This is a genomic window from Paenibacillus sp. EZ-K15 (assembly GCF_002573715.1).
Lineage (GTDB): Bacteria > Bacillota > Bacilli > Paenibacillales > Paenibacillaceae > Paenibacillus_AQ.
Genome location: NZ_PDHM01000003.1, coordinates 61240 through 83665 on the forward strand (window position 1 = coordinate 61240; position 22426 = coordinate 83665).

The window sequence follows — 22426 nt, forward strand, 5'->3', positions numbered from 1 at the left end:
ATTATACGGCCTCCCCTTGATTCATCGTTAATTGCTCAAATGCTTCATCCAGGCTTCCTTGATCGATGCGGATATCACGTACAGCCAGCCCGGCCCGGAACAGAGCCGCTAGCGCTGTGTCCGTATCATCGGTAACGGCGTTCAGCCGACCGTGTAGTTCATATACATCCGTTACGCCGGGCACTTCATGAAGCAGCTCCTTGACCTGCTGGAGGTCCGCATCCACGATAAAGGAGAGCGACCTTCGGGTCAGCTTAGCCTTGATAGCTTCCGGCGTGCCGTCTGCCGCAACCTGACCCTGGTGGAACAGCAGAATGCGGTCAGCCATATCGTCCGCCTCTTGCAGGTAGTGGGTGGTGAACAGAATCGTCTTGCCCTGATCGGCAAGCTTGCGTACTGTCTGCCAGAATAACCGGCGTGCCGATGTATCCAGGCCGACCGTTGGTTCATCGAAGAATAACAGCTCGGGGTTACCTGCAATCGCCAGTGCAAAGCTGAGCTTGCGTTTTTGGCCTCCGGACATTTTGACAGCCCATTTGTTAAGCTCTTCTGTTGTGAGCCCGCTAAGCAGAGCGATGTCTGAAAGCGACAACGGATTCGGATAATAGCCGCGAATGAGATTGATGATTTCACGCGTGCGGAGCCCGTCCATGACGCTCACCTCTTGAAGCATGGCGCCGATCTTCTCGCGGACTTTCAAGTCCTTCGGGCTTCGGCCGAACAGGAGGACCTCGCCTTCGCTGGCGTCCTTAAGACCGAGCATCATGGAGATGGCGGTTGATTTACCTGCTCCGTTTGGCCCGAGAATGGCCGTAATAGATCCTTTTTCTATCGTAAACGACACTTGGTTGACGGCTTTTTTGCTTCCGAACATTTTGGTTACCTGCCGTAGTTCCGCAATAGGTTCATGGATTGGTTTAGACATGGGTATCGCTCCTTTCGTAATCGAAATGATCTGAATTCATCATACGAAAGAGAGGGAATGCCCGTTAGTAAAGGATGTCATCACTTCGGAGTGACATTTGTCATGTGCGAACTGCTAAAGATTAGAGGAGGTTTGATTATGAACAAATAAGGGCGGTTTCAAGTTTGGTTGTATGCGCTTACATATGCGTGATTAAAGGACTGCCTACGGTTTCCTATCACGTTGTCTTCTCTTGACCGCAGGAGTGCCTTCAATTATAGTGGGTACAGTAGGAGCAATCTATAATATAGAAGGAAAAAGGTGGCTTGAAACATGTCTGAGAACATCTACGTCGGTGTCGATCTGGGCGGAACAGCAATTAAAGTTGGGATTTGCAATGAAGAAGGGCATCTTCTGCATAAGTATGAGGGGCCGACGGAAACAGCCAAAGGCGTTGACACGGTTATTGACAACATTGAGAAATATGTGCGTCACATTGTAGAAGAATCGCCATACAGCTGGGATCAACTTGCTGGTGTGGGAGCTGGATTCGCCGGATTTACGAATATTCGTGAAGGCATCATTATTCTGGCACCGAATGTAGGATTTAAAGATGTACCGATTCGCGCACTGCTTGAAGAGCGTCTCGGCAAGCCCGTCAAAATAGACAACGACGCCAATGTAGCTGCATTGGGTGAAGCTTGGAGCGGCTCGGGCCGCGGCGTTGAGAACTGCGTATGCTACACACTGGGTACCGGTGTCGGCGGAGGCATTATTATTAACGGCAAAATTTATCAGGGTTTCGGCGGCATGGCTGGCGAGCTTGGACATATCTCGGTTGTGCCGGACCTGGAAGCGATTCAATGCGGATGCGGTGAAATGGGCTGCCTGGAGACGGTTTCGTCGGCAACCGGCATTATCCGTATGGCGAAGGATGCCGTAGAGCGTGGGGACCGTACTTCCCTTGCCCATGTAGAGAGCATTGCGGCGAAGGAAGTGTTTGACGCTGCAAAAGCTGGCGATGAAGTTGCCATTCGGATCGTGAATCGCGCAGCTTATTACCTGGGCAAATCCATGGCTGCCGTTGCGGCCGTGTTGAATCCGGAAGCCTTTATTATCGGCGGCGGCGTATCCAAAGCCGGCGACATTCTGTTTAATGAAGTTCGTGCTGTATTTGCGAAGCTGACACCAGAGCCGCTTCAGCGAGGTGTACGCATCGTTCCGGCTGAGCTCGGCAATGATGCCGGCGTTGTAGGCGCTGCTGGTCTGCATTTGCGTTCGTAGTCATTAATCACCATACATCGTCTGATCTAAACTTATAAGGGAGGGAAAGCTGATGCTGGAAGCAGCCAATCGCGGCAGCAACACATCATCCATGGCCACCCTGATCATCATCACCGGGATGTCGGGAGCAGGTAAGACCTTGGCCGTACAAAGTCTGGAGGATCTTGGATTCTTTTGCGTCGATAACCTGCCCCCGGTGCTCATTCCCAAATTCGCGGAGCTGATCGATCAATCCAAGGGTAAGATCGGCAAGGTTGCATTGGTCATCGACCTGCGTGGCCGCGAATTTTTCACGGCTCTATCAGAGTCTCTGAGTTACATCAAGGATCACTTTACCATCCATTGCGAGATTCTGTTCCTGGATGCAACGGATTCCGTGCTTGTACAACGTTATAAGGAAAGCCGTCGTCGCCATCCGCTCGCTCCGGAAGGCATGCCGCTTGACGGTATAAGGTTGGAGCGCAAAATGCTGGATGAGCTGAAGAATTCGGCCACTCAGGTGATCGATACCAGCAATATGAAGCCTGTGCGATTGAAAGAGAAGATTATCTCACGCTTCACGCATCTGGAGAGCAGCACGTTATCGGTAAATATTACATCCTTTGGGTTTAAATACGGTATTCCGATCGACGCTGATCTGGTGTTTGATGTGCGCTTTCTGCCCAACCCGCACTATGTTGAGCAGCTGCGCCCCAATACCGGCCAGAACAGTGATGTATATGAATATGTGATGAAATGGCCGGAGACCCAGGCTTTCTTAACCAAACTGCTCGATATGCTGCATTTCTTGATCCCGCAGTATCGGAAGGAAGGCAAAAGCCAGGTTATTATCGGCATTGGTTGTACCGGCGGGAAGCATCGCTCCGTTGCGATAGCGGAATACCTTGGCAAAATGCTGGGCGTTAGCGAAACGGAGACGGTATCGGTGAGTCACCGTGATTCTGATCGGGATCGGCATTAATTAAGGGAAGTGATAAATGTGGCTGTGCAAGCTAGAAAGCGTCCCCGTATCGTGGTGATGGGTGGAGGAACCGGGCTGTCCGTCATGCTGCGGGGACTCAAGGAAAAGCCGCTCGATATTACGGCCATCGTTACCGTCGCTGATGATGGGGGAAGCTCCGGCATACTGCGTAGCGAATTGCAGATGCCGCCTCCGGGAGATATTCGAAATGTACTTACAGCGCTCGCCGATGTGGAGCCGCTGTTATCCGATATATTGAAATACCGTTTTAAGAATGGCTCGGGACTGGCCGGGCACAGCCTCGGCAATTTAATCTTGGCTGCCATGACGGATTTGCACGGTGATTTTGTCACGGCAGTCAAGGAGATGAGCCGGGTTTTTGTTGTTCGTGGACAGGTGCTGCCCGCAGCGGGTGAAGCTGTTATTTTGCATGCGGAGATGGAGGACGGTTCCATTGTGACCGGTGAATCCAAAATCCCGGAGGCTGGGCAGCGCATTAAGCGGATCTTCCTGGAGCCGGAGCATGTCGAGCCGCTGCCGGAGGCGCTGGAGGCGATTCAGCAGGCCGATGCGATTCTGATCGGTCCGGGAAGCCTGTATACCAGTATTTTGCCCAATTTGCTTGTTCCCAAGCTTGCTGAGGCTATCGTATCCTCTGAGGCGATCAAAATGTTCGTGTGTAATGTGATGACGCAGCCTGGAGAAACCGATAATTATACAGTGAGCGATCATTTGCAGGCCGTTTACGACCATATTGGTCTTCATCTGTTCGATTATGTTATTGTAAATGATGGAGAAATCCCGCCTCAGGTTCAAGATAAGTATGCCCAGAAGGGTGCTAAGCCCGTGTTCCTGGATCGTGATGAGGTGACGAGCAGAGGGTATAAACTCATTGCAGATAAGCTTGTGCTATTTAGAACATACTTAAGGCATGACGCTGACAAGCTGAGCAACCATATTTTTCAGCTGGTACAGGATTGGATTACACGAAAGGGGTGAGTACCTTGTCCTTTGCGGCACAGACGAAGAAAGAACTGACAATGATCGAAAGCCAGAACTGCTGTGAAAAAGCCGAGCTGTCCGCGCTCATTCGGATGAACGGTTCTGTTCAACTTTCGAACAAAAAGGTAATCCTGGATATTTCAACGGAAAATGCCGCGATTGCAAGACGTATTTATTCCTTAATTAAGAGGCATTTCCAGGCGCATACTGAACTTTTGGTGCGTAAAAAAATGCGTTTGAAGAAGAATAACGTATATATCGTTCGTATTCCCGCCCAGGTTCAGGAGATACTTAAAGAACTGTGCATCGTTTCCGAAGGCTTTCTGTTTCAATCGCGGATTGATAAACAAATCGTTCGCAAAAATTGCTGTAAACGCGCCTATTTGCGCGGTGCCTTTATGGCTGGCGGATCCGTGAACAATCCGGAGGGATCCTCGTACCATCTGGAAATTGCCTCAATGTATGAAGAGCACTGCCAGTCCCTGGTGGATCTGGCCAATGAATTTCATCTGAACGCACGTTGTATCGAGCGGAAGAAAGGCTTTATCTTCTACATTAAGGAAGGCGAGAAAATTATCGAATTCCTTAATCTGATCGGTGCCCACCAGGCATTGTTCAAGTTCGAGGATGTTCGTATTATGCGGGACATGCGTAACTCGGTAAACCGGATCGTGAACTGCGAGACCGCCAACCTGAACAAAACGATCGGCGCTGCCGTCCGTCAGATTGAGAATATCAAGCTGCTTCAAAAGGAAATGGGTCTTGAGAATTTGCCCGATAAACTGCGGGAAGTGGCGGAAATTCGACTGGCTCATCCGGACATGAATCTGAAGGAAGTTGGCGAGCTTCTTAAAGGAACCGTCAGCAAATCCGGCGTCAATCACCGTCTGCGCAAAATCGATGAATTGGCCGAAAAGATTCGGAATGGGTAAGAATTTTTTCTTCTAGTGTCCTGTATGGTAAAATGGTATAATATTATAAAATGTCAATCGCGCTTTCAATGCAGCAGATTTATTAGATAGGGGGTAATTTTCATGACAAAGCACCCGGTAGTCGTTCGGTTAAAGACGGGTCTTCACGCCAGACCGGCCGCGCTGTTCGTTCAGGAAGCGAATAAATACTCATCTGAAATCTTCGTTGAAAAAGATGATAAAAAAGTAAATGCCAAAAGTATCATGGGAATTATGAGCCTTGCGATCAGCTCTGGTACGGAAGTTTACATTAGTGCTGAGGGAGCCGACGCGGAGCAAGCGGTTACTTCACTCGTGAACTTGGTGAGCAAAGAGGAACTCGAGAACCAATAAGGGCAACCGTGATTGAAGTTTAAGAAAAGTCTTGTTACTGCAAGGCTTTTTTTGCTATCAAGTTCTGGTATTGCTGGGATTCTCGCTTGATTCTACGTACATAAGAATAGACTTTAAGAGATGGGGTGGAGATATCCGCCCTTTTTCAATTTTGGGGCCCCCGCAAAGGATTTGGAATAAACATCGTAGCATAAGCTCCACTTTGTGGGGTTATTTTACATTGTTTTCATAAAATTAAGCCTTCGTTTAACTTCAGTTTAACTTGTTGATATATTCTTTCCTTACAGATGATAAATAGGGATGGAAGGGAAGAGAAACCGATGAGAGAAACGGATCATACTTCTATACAAGAAATAACGCAGGAAAAGTCAGCAGGCAGCAACAAAGCAGGTTCGCAGGCCTTCTTCCGGCTGTTGAAAGAAACGAAACCTCCGATGCTGCTGCTGATTGGAGCGATCCTGCTGAGTGTGGTATCAACCCTGGTCGGACTAGTCATTCCGATGTTTACAAAGAGCCTGGTGGATGGCTTCTCCTTAACGGATATGAATCGTTCCCATATCATCGGGCTTGGCATTGCGTTTGTGGTGCAGACGATTGCCTCTGGGGTTTCGATTTTCCTGCTGAGTTATACGGGACAGAAGATGGTGGCTGCCCTTAGGGAACGGCTGTGGAAAAAGCTGCTTGTGCTGCCGATCCGCTATTTCGATCATAACCGTTCAGGGGAATCGGTTAGCCGGATGACGAATGATACAGGAGTGATCAAAAGTCTCATATCGGACCATGTGGCCGGATTCTTCAGCGGGATCATTTCTATTATCGGTTCCATTGGGGTGCTCCTCTATTTAAACTGGAAGATGACACTGACGATGTTTATCGTCATCCCGATTGCAGCGCTGATTCTTGTGCCGCTTGGTAAGAAAATGTATAAAATATCGCTTGGCATGCAAGATGAGACAGCTACGTTTACGGCGAATATCAGTCAGGTGCTGTCGGAAATTCGCTTGGTTAAAGCTTCTAATGCTGAGGACAGAGAGTATGAGAATGGGCATAAAGGGATTACCAATCTGCTGAATTTCGGGATCAAGGAAGGTGTGGTATCCGCCTGGATCGCGCCGCTGATGTCCTTCGTGCTGATGATGCTGCTGGTGGTGGTCATCGGGTATGGCGGACTTCAGGTATCCACAGGGGCGCTGACCGCTGGGGAGCTGGTTGCGTTTATCCTGTATCTGATTCAGATCGTGATGCCGATGACGCAGTTAACGACGTTTTTTACCCAGTTTCAGAAGGCTAAAGGAGCAACGGAGCGGATATTGGAAACACTGGATGCAGAGGAAGAGTCCATTTCGGCAGGTAGCGATGTGGTGAACGCGAATCAGCGCATGTCCATCGAGAATCTTTCGTTTGGTTACAAGCCTGATGAGCTGGTGCTGCATGATATCAGCTTTCAGATGGAGCCGGGCACGGTCACGGCCGTGGTTGGACCGAGTGGTGGAGGCAAAACGACGCTGTTCTCCATGCTGGAGCGTTTCTATCTTCCGCAAAAAGGGCAGATCCGCTTGGGCAAGACGGCGATCGATACGTTCTCTTTACGCTCATGGCGCGGATTGATCGGCTATGTCTCACAGGATAGTCCAATGATCGCGGGAACCATTCGTGACAACTTATGTTATGGGATGGACCGGGAGGTGAGCGATGGGGAGATCCGAAGAGCGGCAGAAATGGCCTATGCGGATGGATTTATCGACGAGCTGCCTCATGGTTTTGATACGGATGTGGGCGAACGGGGCGTGAAGCTCTCGGGCGGACAGCGGCAGCGGATTGCCATCGCCAGAGCCTTGCTGCGGGATCCCAAGATTCTGATGCTGGACGAAGCCACCTCCAGTCTGGATAGTCGTTCCGAGATTGAAGTGCAGAAGGCGCTCAAGAACCTCATGGCTGGACGGACGACGATTATTATTGCGCACCGGTTATCCACGGTGGTGGGAGCTGATCAGATTATTTTCATTGAAAAAGGAACGGTAACCGGACGGGGAACGCATGATGAATTGATTGAGCAGCATGATATGTATAGAGAATTTGCCGTGCAGCAGCTGCAGATGAATGAAACGATCGAGGCCTAAGGCCTAAGGGCGCCTTGAAGATGCTGGGGAAGAAGGGATGGCCACCATGGCAAAAATATTGGTAGTGGACGATGACCCGAACATCCGCGAACTCATAAAGGTGTTCCTGGAGGAAGCGGGAATGGAAGAGGTGTTCGAAGCTTCGGATGGCATCGAGGCCTTGTCCGTCATGGATCAGACATCCGTCGATCTGGTCGTGATGGATATCATGATGCCGAATATGGACGGATGGGAGTTATGCCGGGAGATCCGGAGGAACACCGGTATTCCGGTGCTGATGCTGACGGCCAAAGGGGAAACGAGGCAGATCGTGAAGGGCTTTGAGCTGGGCACCGACGATTATCTGGTGAAGCCCTTCGAACCTGCGGAGCTCGTTGTGCGCGTCAAAGCGCTGCTGAAGCGGTATCAGGTAGCCGCATCGCAGACGGTGACCATCGGCAAGCTGCAGATGAACCGCAGAACCTATGAGGTCAAGGCGGGTGATGAGGTTTTTGCCCTGCCGCTGAAGGAGTTTGAGCTGCTCTTCAAGCTGGCCAGTTATCCGGGGAGTACGTTGCCGCGCGACCGGCTGATCGAAGAGATATGGGGCTATGACTTTGAAGGGAACGAACGGACGCTGGACGTCCACGTGAATCGGCTGCGGGAGCGGTTCCCGGAGGAGAAGTACCGGTTCAGGATTCGGACGGTGCGCGGGCTGGGATATCGCCTGGAAGCAGGTGAGGGCTGATGAAAAAAACACCCAAAATCTTGTGGAAGATCGTTCGAGAAACGCTTCAGACGATTTTGGTCTTCGCGGTCTTGGGAGCGTCATGGACGGCGGCGACTTATGTGACTCGGTTTGTTTACACCTGGACGGGAACCCCGCCGTGGGATTATGCCATCCAACTGATCGACTTGTTTGTCGGCGTGATCATTTTCTTCCTGTGCATGCTGGTCGTGGGCATGTTCTTCAAGCACCGGCAAATGGCCATGCTGAATTCCATTACGGATGCCATGCGACGGATATCGCAGGGGGACTTCAATGTAAAGATGAACGAAAATGAATGGCGCGGGGAGTTCAAGATGATCGCGAGCAGCATTAACGACATGGCCGGCGAATTGGGGCGGATGGAGACCATGCGTCAGGATTTCATCTCTAATGTGTCCCATGAAATCCAATCGCCACTTACTTCGATTCGGGGGTTTGCAAGGGCGCTCCGAAGTCCCCGCCTCACGGAGGAGAAGAGAGCCCGTTATCTGGAGATCATCGAAGGAGAGAGCCGCCGCTTGTCGCAGCTGAGTGATAATCTGTTGAAGCTGTCGTCCCTGGAAGGAGAGCAGCCTGCATTCGAATGGGCACGCTACCGGCTCGACGGGCAGCTGCGTGCGGTCGTGTTGGCGAATGAACCGCAATGGCTCGCGAAGCGGATTCAGGTGGATCTGGATCTTGCTGAGGTAGAGATTGAGGCAACCGAGGATCTCCTGAGTCAAGTGTGGAACAATTTGCTGCACAACAGCATCAAATTCACGCCCGAAGACGGCATGATCACGATCGTGCTGAAAGCAGGAGAAGACGGGGCCGAGGTTACGATGACGGATACGGGAGTCGGGATGTCGGAGTCGGATCAGCTGCATATATTCGAACGCTTTTACAAAGCAGACAAATCGCGCAATCGCGCCGCTGGCGGCAGCGGGCTGGGATTATCCATCGTGAAGCGGATCGTCGATATTCATCAGGGGAAGATGACGGTCCAATCCGAGCTTGGAAAGGGATCGAAATTTACGGTGATGGTGCCTTATGGACGCTCCCGTGATCCGAAGTAATGATTGTGCAGTGAAGGTTTGACATTAAGATTGTACGTGAAGAGGTGACATGAAGATTGGATATGAAGATTAGATGGATTTAAATTACGTGGGGGGTTGAGATAAATAAGACGGTGGTCGTCGTGACTCTCCTCCAAGAGGATGGGAAGGTATGGTATGGAGGGATTGTGCTGTTCCTGGGATGTTCTCAAGCAGATTAGAACTAAGGTGTGAGGATATGGCTGCTTACTCGCCATATCCGGAACAACTTGAACCGGTTAATGTTCATAAAACAGGAGTAAGGGCTATAATCGCCCCTACTCCTGTTTGAGCTGTGCGTGATGCGATGTGGACAATCTCACCGAGCCAGGCAAAAGCAGGTGATTTAGCTAAAATGGTCACGAATCTAGCGGACACCAAGGACCTTATTTGCCGATTTAAGCACCGTATCCTAGAATAACGGACTCCAGATCCGTTATTCTAGGATTTGTTTAGGAAAATGCGGCCTTTTGGAAGGAATAACGGATCCTTGGTCCGTTAGTTTCCGGAAAACCCCCATTTTTCCTCAAATAAGGTACTCTCGGTCCGTTAGCTCGACTACAGCAGCGTGCAGCCACCGCATGACCACCGCAGTCGGCCCTGATTTTAATGCACATGCTATATTAGCCGTATGATAACCGGTTAGTTTTACCCTAACGGGCTAGCCGGATATTAGGGTCACTGGTTACTGCATGAATCTAGTCGACAGCCTCCATACACGCACCGTGCGCACAGAGAGCAGTGCGCACAGAGAGAGTACACACAGGAAGCTGTGCGCCCAGGTAGCAGTGCGCACAGGGAACAGTACGCACAGGAAGTTGTGCGCACAGGGACCAGTACGCACAGAGAGCAGTACGCACAGGAAGTTGTGCGCCCAGGGAGCAGCCCGCCCAGAGAGCAGAGCGCACAGAGAAAGTACACACAGGAAGCAGCCCGCAAGGTGCGTGTAGCAACACGGCAACGGTTTACTACAGATCGGTTAGCTGCGTATTACAGCACCTTCTCCAAAAAGCTAATCGTACGCTCATGCTTCGGTCTGCCGAACACTTCCTCCGGCGGGCCTTCCTCTACGATATACCCGCCATCCATGAAGATCACCCGGTCCGCAACCTCGCGGGCAAAGCCCATCTCGTGGGTGACGATCATCATCGTCATGCCTTCGCGCGCCAGGTCCTTCATGACGCCGAGCACTTCGCCGACCATCTCCGGGTCCAGCGCCGATGTCGGCTCGTCAAACAGCATGATGTCCGGATTCATTGCCAGCGCTCGGGCAATCGCCACACGCTGCTTCTGACCGCCCGACAGCTGGCTTGGGAAGGCCTCCGCCTTATCGGAGAGGCCTACTTGCTCCAACAGCTTTAGCCCCGTGGCACGAGCCTCGGACGCGTTCTGCTTGCCCAGCTCGACCGGGGCGAACGTAATGTTCTTCAGCACGTTGAAGTGGGGGAACAGATTAAAATGTTGGAACACCATGCCGATGTTCTGGCGCGCCTTGTTGATGTCTGTTTTAGGGTCATTGATATCCTTTTCATGCACGAATACCCTGCCTGCCGTAATGTCCTCCAGCCGATTGATGCAGCGCAGGAAGGTGCTTTTGCCGGAGCCCGAAGGCCCGATGACACAGACAACCTCGCCTTCCTGGACCTGCATGTTAATGCCCTTCAGCACCTCGTTCGTGCCAAAGTTCTTCTTCAGTCCTTCTACGCGGATTTTATCCATGACGCACCTTCCCTTCCAGACGGCCCGAAATTTTGGTCAGAATCGTGATCACGACCAGATACATGATGGCGACCACGAGCCAGATATCAAACGAAGCGAACGTTCTTGCAATAATGATTTTCCCGGATTGGGTCAATTCGACCAGACCGATTACCGACAGGATCGAAGTATCCTTGAGCGTGATCACGAGCTGGTTAATAAAGGTCGGGATCATGACTTTGATCGCTTGGGGAATGATGATTTTCATCATGGCTTTGCGGTATGGCAGACCGAGCGAGCGGGCAGCCTCCAGCTGTCCAGGGTCAATGGATTGGATACCGCCCCGGATAATTTCCGTGACATAAGCACCGGCATTCAGGCTAAGTGTAAGGACCGCTGCCACGATCGGCGACATCGTGAAGCCGAGTGCCTGCGGAATACCAAAGTAGATGAAGAAGGCAAGGACTAGCAGCGGTATGCCGCGGAAAATGTCCACGAATACGGTTGCGATGCCTCGGAGCCATTTATTGCGTCCGACCTTCATAAAGCCGAATATCAACCCTAAGAAAAACGCGAAGAACAGCGATACGATGGTCAGCAGCAGCGTATTGCCAAGGCCCTTCAGCAGCGAAGGCAGCGACTCCACGATCAGCTCCCAACGGCTTTGAGTCGCCGCGCCTACGGCATTTTCGCCAATGTATTTTGCCTTAATACGTTCATACTCTCCGCTTGCCTTCAGGTTGACCAAGCCGGCATTGAATTTCTCCAGAAGCTCCTGGTTCCGTCCTTTGCCGACGGCAAATCCGTAGGAGGCGCCAGGGACCATATCCGTAACGATCTTCAGTCCATTGTTCTGTTCGACTCCGTAAGCCAGCACGGGGAAGTCATCAAAACAGGCAACGGAATTGCCGGTCCTGACATCGTCATACATCTGGGCCGAATCGTCAAAAGGCACGATGGTGAATCCGTACTTGGAGGATATGGATTCCGCGAAGCTGTAGCCCTCCGTACCCGTTTTGACGGCGACTTTTTTCCCTTTTAAATCCTCATACCCTTTGATGGACTCCTGATCCTGGCGAATGGCCATGACCACACCTGAGTTAAAATAAGGATCGGAAAAGTCGAATTTCTGCTTCCGCTCATCCGTGATGCTCATGCCGGCAATGACACCGTCCACCTGATTGGCTTCCAGCGCCTGAACCGCCGCATTGAAACCGAGCGGCTTGACTTCATATTTGAAGTTCTGATCTTTCGCGATTGCATCCAGCAGATCCATGTCGATACCGACAAAATTGCCGCTAGCATCCTGGAATTCAAACGGGGCAAACGTAATGTCCGTTCCGATCTGATAGGTTTTACCGGAGGCTGGCTCTGCCGCGGCGCTTGCCGCCCCGTATGGCATGCCCGCTGCCATGAGTAGCAGCAGTGACATGAACGCGTATAACATCCGGAATGATTTCATAGTGACCTCCTCTTTTTAACACCGATGTAGTTAGTTACCCATGAAGGCTTCCTTATTAAACAGTTGCCGTCATCTTCATTGGGTATCTTATTGTGCTGATCCACCAATCATGCCTAGATATACCAATTAACAGGGGCGTATCAAAATAAGTTAAAGAAAAATCTCAAAACGCTTCGTTCCGGATGCAACATTTACCAATGCCCTCGCGTTAGAAGGGTAAGGCAAGCATGGCAGCGATGCCAATATAAAGGAGGCTGACAATAATGAAAAGATGGGTCAAACAAGTAGGTTCCATCATGATTGCAGGTGCATTGTTGACTGGCAGTACGGCAGTAGTAGGATTGAGCGGGGCAACCGAGGTGCATGCGGCGGAGGCAGCACAGCAAAACCTTCTTACCGTACTCGGTAAAGGCGAGATCTCGGTGAAGCCAGATATCGTATATCTTTCCATCGGGGCTGAATCATATGCGGAAACCGCAAAATCCGCACAGAAGAGCAATGCGCAGAAGATGGATAAGATTACGAAGATGTTGAAAGAAACGTGGAAGATCGATGACAAGGATATCAAAACCGAACAGTTCTATGTACAGCCTAACTATACGTACTCTGATGATAATGGACGTAAAGTGAAGAATTACAGTGCTTATCATTCTCTGGAAGTCACTCTTCGCGACTTGAGCAAAGTCGGCGATCTGCTCGATGCAGCGTCTGATGCCGGTGCTAACTCCATTGGCAACGCCCGTTTCTCGGTCGAGAACCGCGATGCTTTTGAAGCCCAAGTGATAGATAAAGCTATGGCGAATGCGGACCTGAAAGCTCAAGCGATGGCAAAAGCCTCCAAGCGTCAGCTGGGCATCGTGCTTAACATTGTGGAAGGATCTGTTGGTGTAGATACCATCTATGGTCTCGAAAAAATGGCGATGGAAGCACAATCCGTTGCAGCGGACGCAGGCGCCAACACCTCCGTGAAGCCGGGCGAGATCAAAATCTCGACGCAGCTGTACGTGCAATATGAGCTGAAATAGCAGCTGATTTCGACTAAGAATACTGAAAACCGTTCATCGGGGACTTTACCGGGTGGACGGTTTTTTGTGCATCCCTTTTCGAAAAATGAAATACCAATATCCGGTCCTGTATCCGTGCCTTCCCCTGTCGAAATACACAGAAAAGTGTTGTGTATAGGGGGAAAACGAGGTATAGTGAATATGCGAAAAACTGAACTTTATTTTAAACGTTACAGCCATACCCATGGATATGGCTTTTTTTTTCTTAGTAGAGACTTCTAGACGCTTCCACCCTTAAGAAACGGATTCTGCCAACCTGAGCACGATAGGCAGTATGACCGTTTCTTCTTAGTGGGGAACGTTTTTGTGCATACTGGTTAGCAGGAATGTACACATGGAATAGGTCACATTTTGAAGAAGGGGTTGATGCATGTGATTGAACTTGTCCAGATCGAGAAGCATTTTCAGGGACAAGCGGTCGTGCATCCGCTGTCGCTCTCCATTAAAGAGGGGGAATTCCTGACTTTGCTGGGCCCCAGCGGCTGCGGCAAAACGACGATTCTCCGAATGATAGCAGGATTCGAACAGCCGACCGAAGGACAGGTCTGGCTGGCGGGTCAGAATGTGACGGAAATGCCTGCGAACAAGCGGGACTTGAATCTGGTATTCCAACACTATGCTCTGTTTCCGCATATGACCGTAGAAGATAATATTGCTTTTGGGTTGAAAATGAAAAAAATGCCGCGTCAGCTCATCAAAGAGCGGGTGGACGAGGCCGTTGCCATGACACAGCTGACCGCCCTGCGGGAACGCTTTCCGCACCAACTGTCCGGCGGACAGCAGCAACGCGTGGCCATCGCCCGCGCCATCGCCAACAAGCCGAAGGTGCTGCTGCTGGATGAACCGCTGGGCGCATTGGATCTGCAGCTCCGCAAAAATCTGCAGTCCGAGCTCAAGCATTTGCAGCGGACGCTCGGGATTACTTTTGTCTATGTAACGCACGACCAAGAGGAAGCCATGATGCTCTCCGACCGGATCGTCATCATGAACCACGGACGGGTAGAGCAAATCGGTACGCCGCGCGAGATCTATGCGAAACCGCAAACGCTGTTTGCCGCCACGTTTGTAGGGGAGAACAACGTCTTTTCCTCGCCCGAAGGTCTTTTTGCAGTGCGGCCGGAGAAACTCATTCCGCAGCGGGAGTCGGGTGCCAGGAAGAACGGCGTGATTGAGGATGTACAGTACCTCGGCAGTGTTCATAAGCTGCTGGTCCAATTGGATGATGAACCGATGAAGGTCACGATTGCCCTGGATATCTCGGATGATCATCCTTGGGAGGTTGGTGAACGGGTCGGGGTGAACTGGAACACCAAGGATGAGGTGATCATCGGGCCATGAGGAAATCAAGGTTCCTGTTGACTCCGGTGCTGCTGTGGTTATCCCTGTTCCTGATCGTTCCGATGCTAATTGTGGTCGGCATCTCCCTGCTCTCGCGGGATTCGCTGGGGAATATCGTTTTTTCCTTCAGCCTCGAAGGCTATAAAACCTTTTTTGATCCATTATATTTGGGAATTTACTGGGATACCCTGGTATTGTCGCTGCTGACTACGGTGATTTGCTTGTTAGTCAGCTATCCTTTGGCCTATTATATAGCCAACGCTTCCCCGCGTATCCAAACCTGGGGATTAATTCTGATCACGGTCCCATTCTGGATTAACTTTCTGATCCGCACCTATGCTTGGGTTTTGCTGCTCCGAACGCAAGGCGTGGTGAACAGCCTGCTGCTGTGGATGGGATGGATCGACGAGCCGATTCAAATGCTGTATACGTATGGCGCCGTACTTCTCGGCATGGTCTATAATTTCATTCCCTTCATGGTGCTGCCGATTTACGTGGCTCTGGAGCAGATGGATAAGCGTCTGTTAGATGCGGCCAGCGATCTGGGCGCTTCCAGGTGGAAGGCATTCCGCCACATTACCTTGCCGCAGAGCAAATCCGGTATCATGACGGGAGCGGTTCTGGTCTATGTCTCGACTTCCGGGATGTTTGTAGTTACGGATATTTTGGGAGGCGCGAAGTCCTCCATGATCAGTAATATTATTCAGCAGCAGTTCCTGGGTGCGCGCAACTGGCCCTTTGGGGCGGCGTTGTCGGTGATCTTTGTGATCACGTCCCTGGTGCTGATCCTGCTCTTTAACCGGGCGATGCAAGCCCGCCATCAACGCGTAGGGGAGGGGAGATAAGTGAAGAAGAAGAATCACCCGCTGCTCGGGATTCACTCTTTCCTTATGATGGCTTTCATCTATGTACCGATCATCATGATCATCATCTATTCCTTTAACAACACGCGGCTTAGCGGCAACTGGGAAGGATTTACGTTAGATTGGTATGTGTCGCTATTCGAGAACCGGCACGTGATGGAAGCGCTGATGAACAGTTTGACGGTGGCGGTCATATCGACGATCGTTTCCACCCTGCTTGGAACCGCGGCGGCGCTCTCGCTTCGGAGTATGGGGCGCAGAGGTCGCAGCGGCATGAATGGGCTGCTGTATCTGCCCGTCATTATCCCGGATATTATTATGGGGCTGTCGCTGCTGGTGCTGTTCAGTCAACTGAACATGCCGCTTGGCAAGACGACGGTGATCATCGCACATATAACGTTCAGCCTATCGTATGTGTATGTCGTGGTGACAGCCAGACTGTCGGGCATGGGCAAACAGCTGGATGAGGCGGCCCAGGATTTGGGGGCTACGCCTTGGCAGACGTTCAGGCATGTTACATTGCCGCAGATTGCCCCGGGCATTATCTCCGGCGCCTTGATTGCTTTTACGCTGTCATTGGATGACTTTATGGTCAGCTTTTTTGTCGCCGGCCCAAGTTCAACGACGCTGCCGATCTATATTTACGCTCAGGTGAAGCGCGGCATCTCGCCAGAGATTAACGCGCTGTGTACGCTGCTCATTCTAGTCAGCATCACGCTGATTCTGTTAGCCCAATATATTCTTAACCGCGGCAATGGGCAAAAGAAACATAAAACATTACCGATCTAAGCTTAGATGAACGCTTTGTTTGAAATAAAACATGCAAGTGGAAAGAGAGGAGATATTGAATTGAAAAAATCAAGATGGACCCGCCTGCTGACGGCAGGCATGGTTGCGGTATTGTCTGTAGGACTCTTAGCCGGTTGCGGATCGGATAAGGAGACGCTCCACATTTACAGCTGGGCGGATAACTTTGATCCTGAGGTGCTGAAGGACTTCGAAGCGAAGTTCGATGTAAAGGTAACCTACGACAATTACGCAAACAATGAAGACCTGCTGGCTAAAATCAAGGCTGGTGGCAGTGGATATGACCTCATTCAGCCGTCCGATTATATGGTGAAAACGATGATTGAATCGGAGCTGCTTGAGCCGCTTGATATGAATAATATCCCGAACTTCGTCAATCTTACGGATACTTTCAAAGACCCTTCCTATGACCCGGGCAATAAATATTCGATCGTTTACACGTCCGGTGTAACGGGAATTGCATATAACAAGAAATATGTGAAGGACCAAATCAACAGCTGGGAAGACCTCTGGAACCCGGAATACAAGGGCAAAGTTCTGCTTCTGGATGACAACCGTGAAATGATCGGCATGGCACTGAAAAAGCAAGGAAAATCCAACAGCAGCACGGATGAAGCGGAAATCACCGCAGCTACGGATGACCTGAAGACCCTGCTGCCGAATGTGCTTGCGTTTGATACGGATAACATCAAGCAGAAGATGATTCAAGAGGAAGGCTGGATTGCTACAGTTTGGTCCGGAGACGCGGCGTTCATCGCGGCGGAGAATCCGGATGTGGCGTATGTGGTTCCTGAAGAAGGAGCAACCATCTTCTCCGATAACTACGCGATTCCTAAGGGAGCCAAGAATAAAGAGCTGGCCGAGAAATTCATCAACTTCATGATGGATCCGGAAGTCAGCGCCAAAAACTATGAATTTATCGGATACAGCAATCCGAACACCAAAGCGATGGAATTCCATAGTGAGAAATATCGCGCCAATACGATGATCAACTTGACTGATGAAGAGCTGGGCCGTACCGAATGGCTCAATAATGTAGGTGACTCGCTCTCGATCTATGATCGTTTATGGACCGAGCTGAAGAGTGGTCGTTAATATATAAGCTTACTTTTTCATATTTTTGTAATAAAGAGAGCCTGTCCCATGGGGAGCAGGCTCTTTTTTGCTTGCAAAGAATAGGTCCTAAGACCCGGAATAGGAAAAAATGTCCGTTTTATGCGAATCGAACCACAACTTCGGGGACCGTTTCGTTGTTATATATAAGGGAGGACGTAAACGACTTCAGAACAGGTTTCTATGCGTTTAATCAAGAAAAGGTAAAGAGGCTTGAGCGATGCGAGGGGCTTGCTGATTATTGCAGGAATTGATGCAGGGGTTGTGGCGATTTTGTTTCTGAGTTTTTTGGAGGAAAAAGCGCGCTGCACTTACTGCTGCTGCGTATTCACAGTTCGCTTGTCGGTATTGGCTTTTTTCTTTTAACTTATGTGATTGAAGGCAGTGACATGTTATGGTTTATAGGTGCATGCGCTCTCTTGTTAGGTGTGTTTCCTAAGCGTGACAGCGTTCATACAGAAAGACTGGACGAACGTATAGGCCCTATGGCATGGAATCAAAATTGTCATTGGCGTTGTTACCAATACATTGAAAGCTTTCCTTATAATGATTAAGGGTAATAGATTAACAACAAACGGAAACTTAATTTAACAAAGGTGGAATTCTGATATGAATCCTAAAATTCGTGTATGTGCATCATTAATTGCAACTAGCGTCCTGCTTGGCAGTCTGGGTTTGAGCGGACAGGTCATCGATGCAAGCGCCGCTAAGGCACCCGTTTCCGCCAGCCAAAAATCGTCAAAGAATGAAGTTGTACTGAAATGGAATGACAAGACCCTGTCACAGAAAGGTCTCGTGCTGCACGGGGTAACTTATGTGCCGGCAACCGCTTTGCGGGACGGCCTGGGGATGCCTCTTAAATATGACGCAAAAAACCGTACGTATACACTGGGTAACGGTTATAACAAACTGAGTGCCATCGTATATGATTCAACTGAAATCGGCATTCTGGTGAATGGTTCGTATGCCGGCGAGCCTGGCGGACAGATCATCAATGGTCGTCTGTATGTGCCATTTAAAACGATCAGCGAATATATGGGTGTTCAGGGACAATGGAATCCTTCCTTGAAAACACTCAGCATGACACAAAAGAAACAGAATGACATTACCATTAAATCGGTTGCGCTGAAGAAGAAGATTCAAGGCGTGGATGCCGTTGTGAACTATCCTGTAATCAGTGGACTCGATAATGCAGAGGTCCAAGCTGAAATCAACAAAGTGTTGAAAGAAAATGCTTCCGGCGTAATCACCGGTGCAGAAGGGAATGCTGAAGAATTCCCTCCTTCGGAATCCAATTTCCCCTACGAATTCAGTGGTGACTTTGTGGTTCATTACAACCAGAACGATATCCTGAGCATTACGACGTACGATTATTCTTACACCGGCGGCGCCCATGGTATGACCTTCCGTAAAAGCTTCACGTTCTCCTTGAAGGATGGCAAGCAAATGAAGTTGGGCGATTTCATCAACATGCAGGGCAAGAATAAACAGAAGCTGAACAACCTTGTGCTGAACACGATGAAAAAAGAAGGGGGCTACCTCGGCGGATTTGAGGGCGTGCCTGCGGATGCAGATTTTTATGTGAAGGATAACGCTGCGGTGCTGTACTTCCAGCTTTATGAGTACACAGCGTATGCCTATGGATTCCCGGAGTTTGAGCTGAAGCTGAAAGAGTGGAAGTAAGAGTATACAGTAAGCGGTTCTTATAAGTTGTAATCATTTTCTTAATACAATAGCTTGTCTTGATACAATTATGTTGTCTTGATGTAACACTGTGCTGGAACGAGTTACGAAAATCCCTTGATCATGGAATGTGGAGAGTGTATTCTCCTTTCCTGCGATCAAGGGATTTTTGTGTTTATCGAGAGAGGCCCGCCTCCGATTACGAATATGTGATCCTTAGGAATTGCTATTTAGGCATACTCTGATTAACATAGTCCTCTCGATGATAACTTGTATAGCTTGTACACCATGCGCACTGCTCCCTGGCGCACGATGCGTGGTCCGGGGCAAGCAAGCCGTACGATAAAAGGCCATAAGTCGCCCTATGCGTTACCGGATGCCACCCTGTTTATGGAAACAGTGAGGGTAGCGCATCATTAGTCCTTACGCACCCAATTACCCTTGCAAAGGAAGCCTGCACGGCCTTCCTCTATTCCCCTCCCCACAAGTTAAGGCAGGCCTTTTAGAAGGGGAGTGCCCTTACCATCTTTAGCGTTGGCTGAATTCCTCGAGAAGATGAGAGTATCCTTGGAGGAGCAAGCGTTCGCCTTTGAAACCTTGGAAACCTCCATATCCATTCATTCAAGTTTCCCGATTTCAACAGCGACCGGAGGGGATACTCTCATCCACCCGGAAATGTCCAGCCATACTGAAGACAAAAGAAAGGGCAGGCACCGGATAACGGCGCCTGCCCTTTACTTCAGTTCTTTTATAAGCCTTGCGGCGGTGTATTCTCTAATACTTGATCGATCAGGCCATATTCTTTGGCTTCGTCAGCCGTCATGAAGTAGTCACGATCGGTATCCTTCTCGATGCGCTCCAGCGGTTGGCCAGTGCGATCAGACAGGATGCGGTTCAGCTTGTCGCGCATTTTGAGAATGCGGCGAGCACGGATCTCAATATCCGTAGCTTGACCTTGTGCGCCGCCGAGCGGCTGGTGAATCATAATCTCGCTGTTAGGCAGACCGTAACGTTTGCCTTTAGCGCCTGCGTTGAGCAGGAATGCACCCATAGAAGCAGCCATGCCGACACAGATCGTCGAAACGTCCGGCTTAATGAACTGCATCGTATCGAATATCGCCATACCTGCGGTAATGGAACCGCCAGGACTGTTGATGTAAAGATGAATATCCTTCTCAGGATCCTCAGCCGACAAGAACAGCATTTGGGCAATGATGGAATTGGCGACCACGTCATTTACGTCGGAGCCGAGGAAGATAATGCGGTCTTTCAGCAATCTGGAATAGATGTCGTACGCCCGCTCACCGCGGTTGCTTTGTTCAACGACCATAGGTATAAAACTCACGTGGAAAACCTCCTCTTAAGTACCTCATATAAATACTGTTACCGTATTACCCACATGATAAACAATTTAAATCAAAAAGTCAAAGATAGTCAAACTATTGGGTAAAAAAAAGAGCCGTCATGGGCACTTTAGGGTAATCAGTATAGAGAATAAAGATAAAATGGCGCGCCCGCGAGGAATCGAACCTCGATCTCAGGCTCCGGAGGCCTACGTCATATCCATTGGACCACGGGCGCATAAGAAAAACGTCTATCGACGTACATTCAAAGAAGACAGACCGCGTTTAGCGGTAGTTTTTCTTGCGATATCAGGAAGCTGACTCCGCGAAGTTTATACTTTCTGATATCTAAAAAAAATTAGCAACGAAGTTGATTATACCGCATCTATTTCAAAAATACAATAGCAGACAAAACTTTGTTCCTATTATATAGACAAGCCTGTAGTTGGTCATAATGAATAAGAATGCTTGGGGTAGAGAAATATACTTTCGGACACTTGCAACCGGCATGATTATTGGTTAGAATAAGGGTGGGACTTAAAAAGTTCAACTGGGACATTTTACGACCAGGTAGAGGAGAGCCGAGACGAAGTTTGCAGGAGTGGAATGCATGCGTAACCTATTAGAAATACAAGAGCAGCTTCTGCCGGATCTGATGGATATTCTTAAACGAAGGTATTCCATCCTTCATCAGATCAAGCTGTCCGGAATTGTTGGCCGAAGAACATTGGCTTCATCACTCTCGATGACCGAGCGTGTCCTCAGAGCAGAGACTGATCTTCTGAAAGCGCAAGGGCTAATCGAGATTGAAACGCTTGGCATGCGGATCAGCAGCTCAGGGATATGCTTGCTGGAGGAACTCGAACCGGTTATGAATGAGTTATTCGGACTGGTTGAACTGGAAGAGAAGATTCGTCAGGCTTACGGGCTTCGTAAAGTGGTCATTATTCCCGGTGACAGTGAGTTATCTCCGGAAGTCAAACGCGAGCTTGGCCGTGCCGGAGCAAGAACGTTGCTAAGCTTTGTAAAGGATGGAGATACGATCGCCGTAACAGGCGGCTCCACACTAGCCGAAGTAGCAGAGCAGATGTCCTCTTTACCTGGTGGCGAACCGCTGACAAGCACTTGGTTTGTGCCTGCCCGGGGCGGTCTCGGGGAGAGTGTCGAGATTCAAGCGAACACCATTGCCTCCAAGATGGCAAAGCGCGTGGGGGCTGAGTACCGATTACTTCATGTACCGGATCTGCTAAGCGAAGATGCCTACCAGTCTTTGGTGCAGGATCAGCATATCCAGGAAATTGTGGATGTGATCAGGCGCTGCCGAGTCATTATTCACGGCATCGGAGATGCCATGGAAATGGCAAGAAGGCGGAAGCTGGATGAAAACTCTATTCAGAACTTGCAGGCAGATGGCGCGATTGCGGAATCCTTTGGCTACTACTTTAGTGAAGATGGCGAAGTTGTCCACAAAATGCTTACCCTTGGGCTGCGGCTTGAGGATATTATGCAGACAGAGACGATCATCGGCATTGCTGGAGGGCAAGGCAAGGGCAAGGCGATTCACGCGGTGCTGAAATTCGGACATGAGGATATTCTCGTTACCGATGAAGCAGCTGCACTGGAAGTCGAGAAGGAGATTGACGCCGGTATTTGAATCCA

19 protein-coding genes and 1 tRNA gene are annotated in these 22426 nt (G+C 49.9%); 15 read left to right on the forward strand and 5 right to left on the reverse strand.

Going from position 1 to position 22426, the window contains the following annotated elements:
- Position 1: 1 nt before the first annotated feature.
- Positions 2–925, reverse strand: coding sequence for an ABC transporter ATP-binding protein (locus tag CRG97_RS00925; protein ID WP_098741334.1), 924 nt, complete (start codon positions 923–925; stop codon positions 2–4).
- 312 nt (positions 926–1237) lie between these two features.
- On the opposite strand from CRG97_RS00925, the gene CRG97_RS00930 reads away from it, so the two are divergent.
- The 8 genes from CRG97_RS00930 to CRG97_RS00965 all read left to right on the forward strand — a co-directional run bounded on the left by CRG97_RS00930 (position 1238) and on the right by CRG97_RS00965 (position 9378).
- Positions 1238–2188 (forward strand): ROK family glucokinase, encoded by a 951-nt coding sequence (locus tag CRG97_RS00930; protein WP_098741335.1) that lies wholly within the window; start codon positions 1238–1240, stop codon positions 2186–2188.
- 52 nt (positions 2189–2240) lie between these two features.
- Entirely contained in the window at positions 2241–3149 is a 909-nt protein-coding gene (gene rapZ, locus CRG97_RS00935; protein WP_071219481.1) for an RNase adapter RapZ, read from the forward strand.
- A 57-nt stretch (positions 3150–3206) separates the two neighbouring features.
- Positions 3207–4148, forward strand: coding sequence for a gluconeogenesis factor YvcK family protein (locus CRG97_RS00940; protein WP_174819264.1), 942 nt, complete (start codon positions 3207–3209; stop codon positions 4146–4148).
- 5 nt (positions 4149–4153) lie between these two features.
- A complete protein-coding gene (gene whiA, locus CRG97_RS00945; protein WP_076326180.1) occupies positions 4154–5083 on the forward strand; it encodes a DNA-binding protein WhiA in 930 nt (309 codons plus the stop codon).
- A gap of 102 nt (positions 5084–5185) precedes the next feature.
- The gene (locus CRG97_RS00950; protein WP_006207570.1) at positions 5186–5455 is read left to right on the forward strand and encodes an HPr family phosphocarrier protein; all 270 of its coding nucleotides are present in this window, start codon (positions 5186–5188) and stop codon (positions 5453–5455) included.
- A gap of 320 nt (positions 5456–5775) precedes the next feature.
- Complete coding sequence (locus CRG97_RS00955; protein WP_098741337.1) at positions 5776–7575, forward strand: ABC transporter ATP-binding protein; 1800 nt, start codon at positions 5776–5778, stop codon at positions 7573–7575.
- A gap of 46 nt (positions 7576–7621) precedes the next feature.
- Positions 7622–8302, forward strand: a complete 681-nt coding sequence (locus CRG97_RS00960) for a response regulator transcription factor (protein WP_098741338.1) — start codon at positions 7622–7624, stop codon at positions 8300–8302.
- A complete protein-coding gene (locus CRG97_RS00965; RefSeq protein ID WP_098741339.1) occupies positions 8302–9378 on the forward strand; it encodes a HAMP domain-containing sensor histidine kinase in 1077 nt (358 codons plus the stop codon). Before CRG97_RS00960 ends, CRG97_RS00965 begins: the two co-directional genes overlap by 1 nt.
- A 1008-nt stretch (positions 9379–10386) precedes the next feature.
- On the opposite strand, the gene CRG97_RS00970 is transcribed toward CRG97_RS00965, so the two are convergent.
- Positions 10387–11115 carry an amino acid ABC transporter ATP-binding protein gene (locus CRG97_RS00970; RefSeq protein WP_098741340.1) on the reverse strand — a complete coding sequence of 243 codons (729 nt, stop codon included), beginning with the start codon at positions 11113–11115 and terminating at the stop codon, positions 10387–10389.
- Positions 11108–12496 (reverse strand): amino acid ABC transporter substrate-binding protein/permease, encoded by a 1389-nt coding sequence (locus tag CRG97_RS00975; protein WP_237566241.1) that lies wholly within the window; start codon positions 12494–12496, stop codon positions 11108–11110. The genes CRG97_RS00970 and CRG97_RS00975 overlap by 8 nt, the downstream gene beginning before the upstream one ends.
- Before the next feature lie 323 nt (positions 12497–12819).
- Between CRG97_RS00975 and CRG97_RS00980 the strand changes: the two genes are divergently transcribed.
- From CRG97_RS00980 to CRG97_RS01010, 6 genes are all read left to right on the forward strand, one after another.
- Positions 12820–13581: an SIMPL domain-containing protein gene (locus CRG97_RS00980; RefSeq protein ID WP_098741342.1), complete on the forward strand. Its 762-nt coding sequence runs from the start codon at positions 12820–12822 to the stop codon at positions 13579–13581.
- A gap of 405 nt (positions 13582–13986) precedes the next feature.
- Positions 13987–14958: an ABC transporter ATP-binding protein gene (locus CRG97_RS00985; RefSeq protein WP_076326186.1), complete on the forward strand. Its 972-nt coding sequence runs from the start codon at positions 13987–13989 to the stop codon at positions 14956–14958.
- The gene (locus tag CRG97_RS00990) at positions 14955–15803 is read left to right on the forward strand and encodes an ABC transporter permease (RefSeq protein ID WP_098741343.1); all 849 of its coding nucleotides are present in this window, start codon (positions 14955–14957) and stop codon (positions 15801–15803) included. Before CRG97_RS00985 ends, CRG97_RS00990 begins: the two co-directional genes overlap by 4 nt.
- A gap of 45 nt (positions 15804–15848) precedes the next feature.
- Complete coding sequence (locus tag CRG97_RS00995; RefSeq protein ID WP_179090738.1) at positions 15849–16610, forward strand: ABC transporter permease; 762 nt, start codon at positions 15849–15851, stop codon at positions 16608–16610.
- Positions 16611–16670: 60 nt separating this feature from the next.
- Positions 16671–17723, forward strand: a complete 1053-nt coding sequence (locus CRG97_RS01000; RefSeq protein WP_098741344.1) for an ABC transporter substrate-binding protein — start codon at positions 16671–16673, stop codon at positions 17721–17723.
- A gap of 627 nt (positions 17724–18350) precedes the next feature.
- Complete coding sequence (locus CRG97_RS01010) at positions 18351–19424, forward strand: PdaC/SigV domain-containing protein (protein ID WP_098741345.1); 1074 nt, start codon at positions 18351–18353, stop codon at positions 19422–19424.
- A gap of 748 nt (positions 19425–20172) precedes the next feature.
- Here CRG97_RS01010 and clpP read toward each other — a convergent pair.
- Positions 20173–20769 carry an ATP-dependent Clp endopeptidase proteolytic subunit ClpP gene (gene clpP / locus CRG97_RS01015; protein WP_006207581.1) on the reverse strand — a complete coding sequence of 199 codons (597 nt, stop codon included), beginning with the start codon at positions 20767–20769 and terminating at the stop codon, positions 20173–20175.
- A 161-nt stretch (positions 20770–20930) separates the two neighbouring features.
- Positions 20931–21005: transfer RNA gene (locus CRG97_RS01020), tRNA-Arg, on the reverse strand.
- Between the two features lie 372 nt (positions 21006–21377).
- Between CRG97_RS01020 and CRG97_RS01025 the strand changes: the two genes are divergently transcribed.
- Entirely contained in the window at positions 21378–22421 is a 1044-nt protein-coding gene (locus CRG97_RS01025) for a sugar-binding transcriptional regulator (protein ID WP_076326191.1), read from the forward strand.
- Positions 22422–22426: the final 5 nt, after the last annotated feature.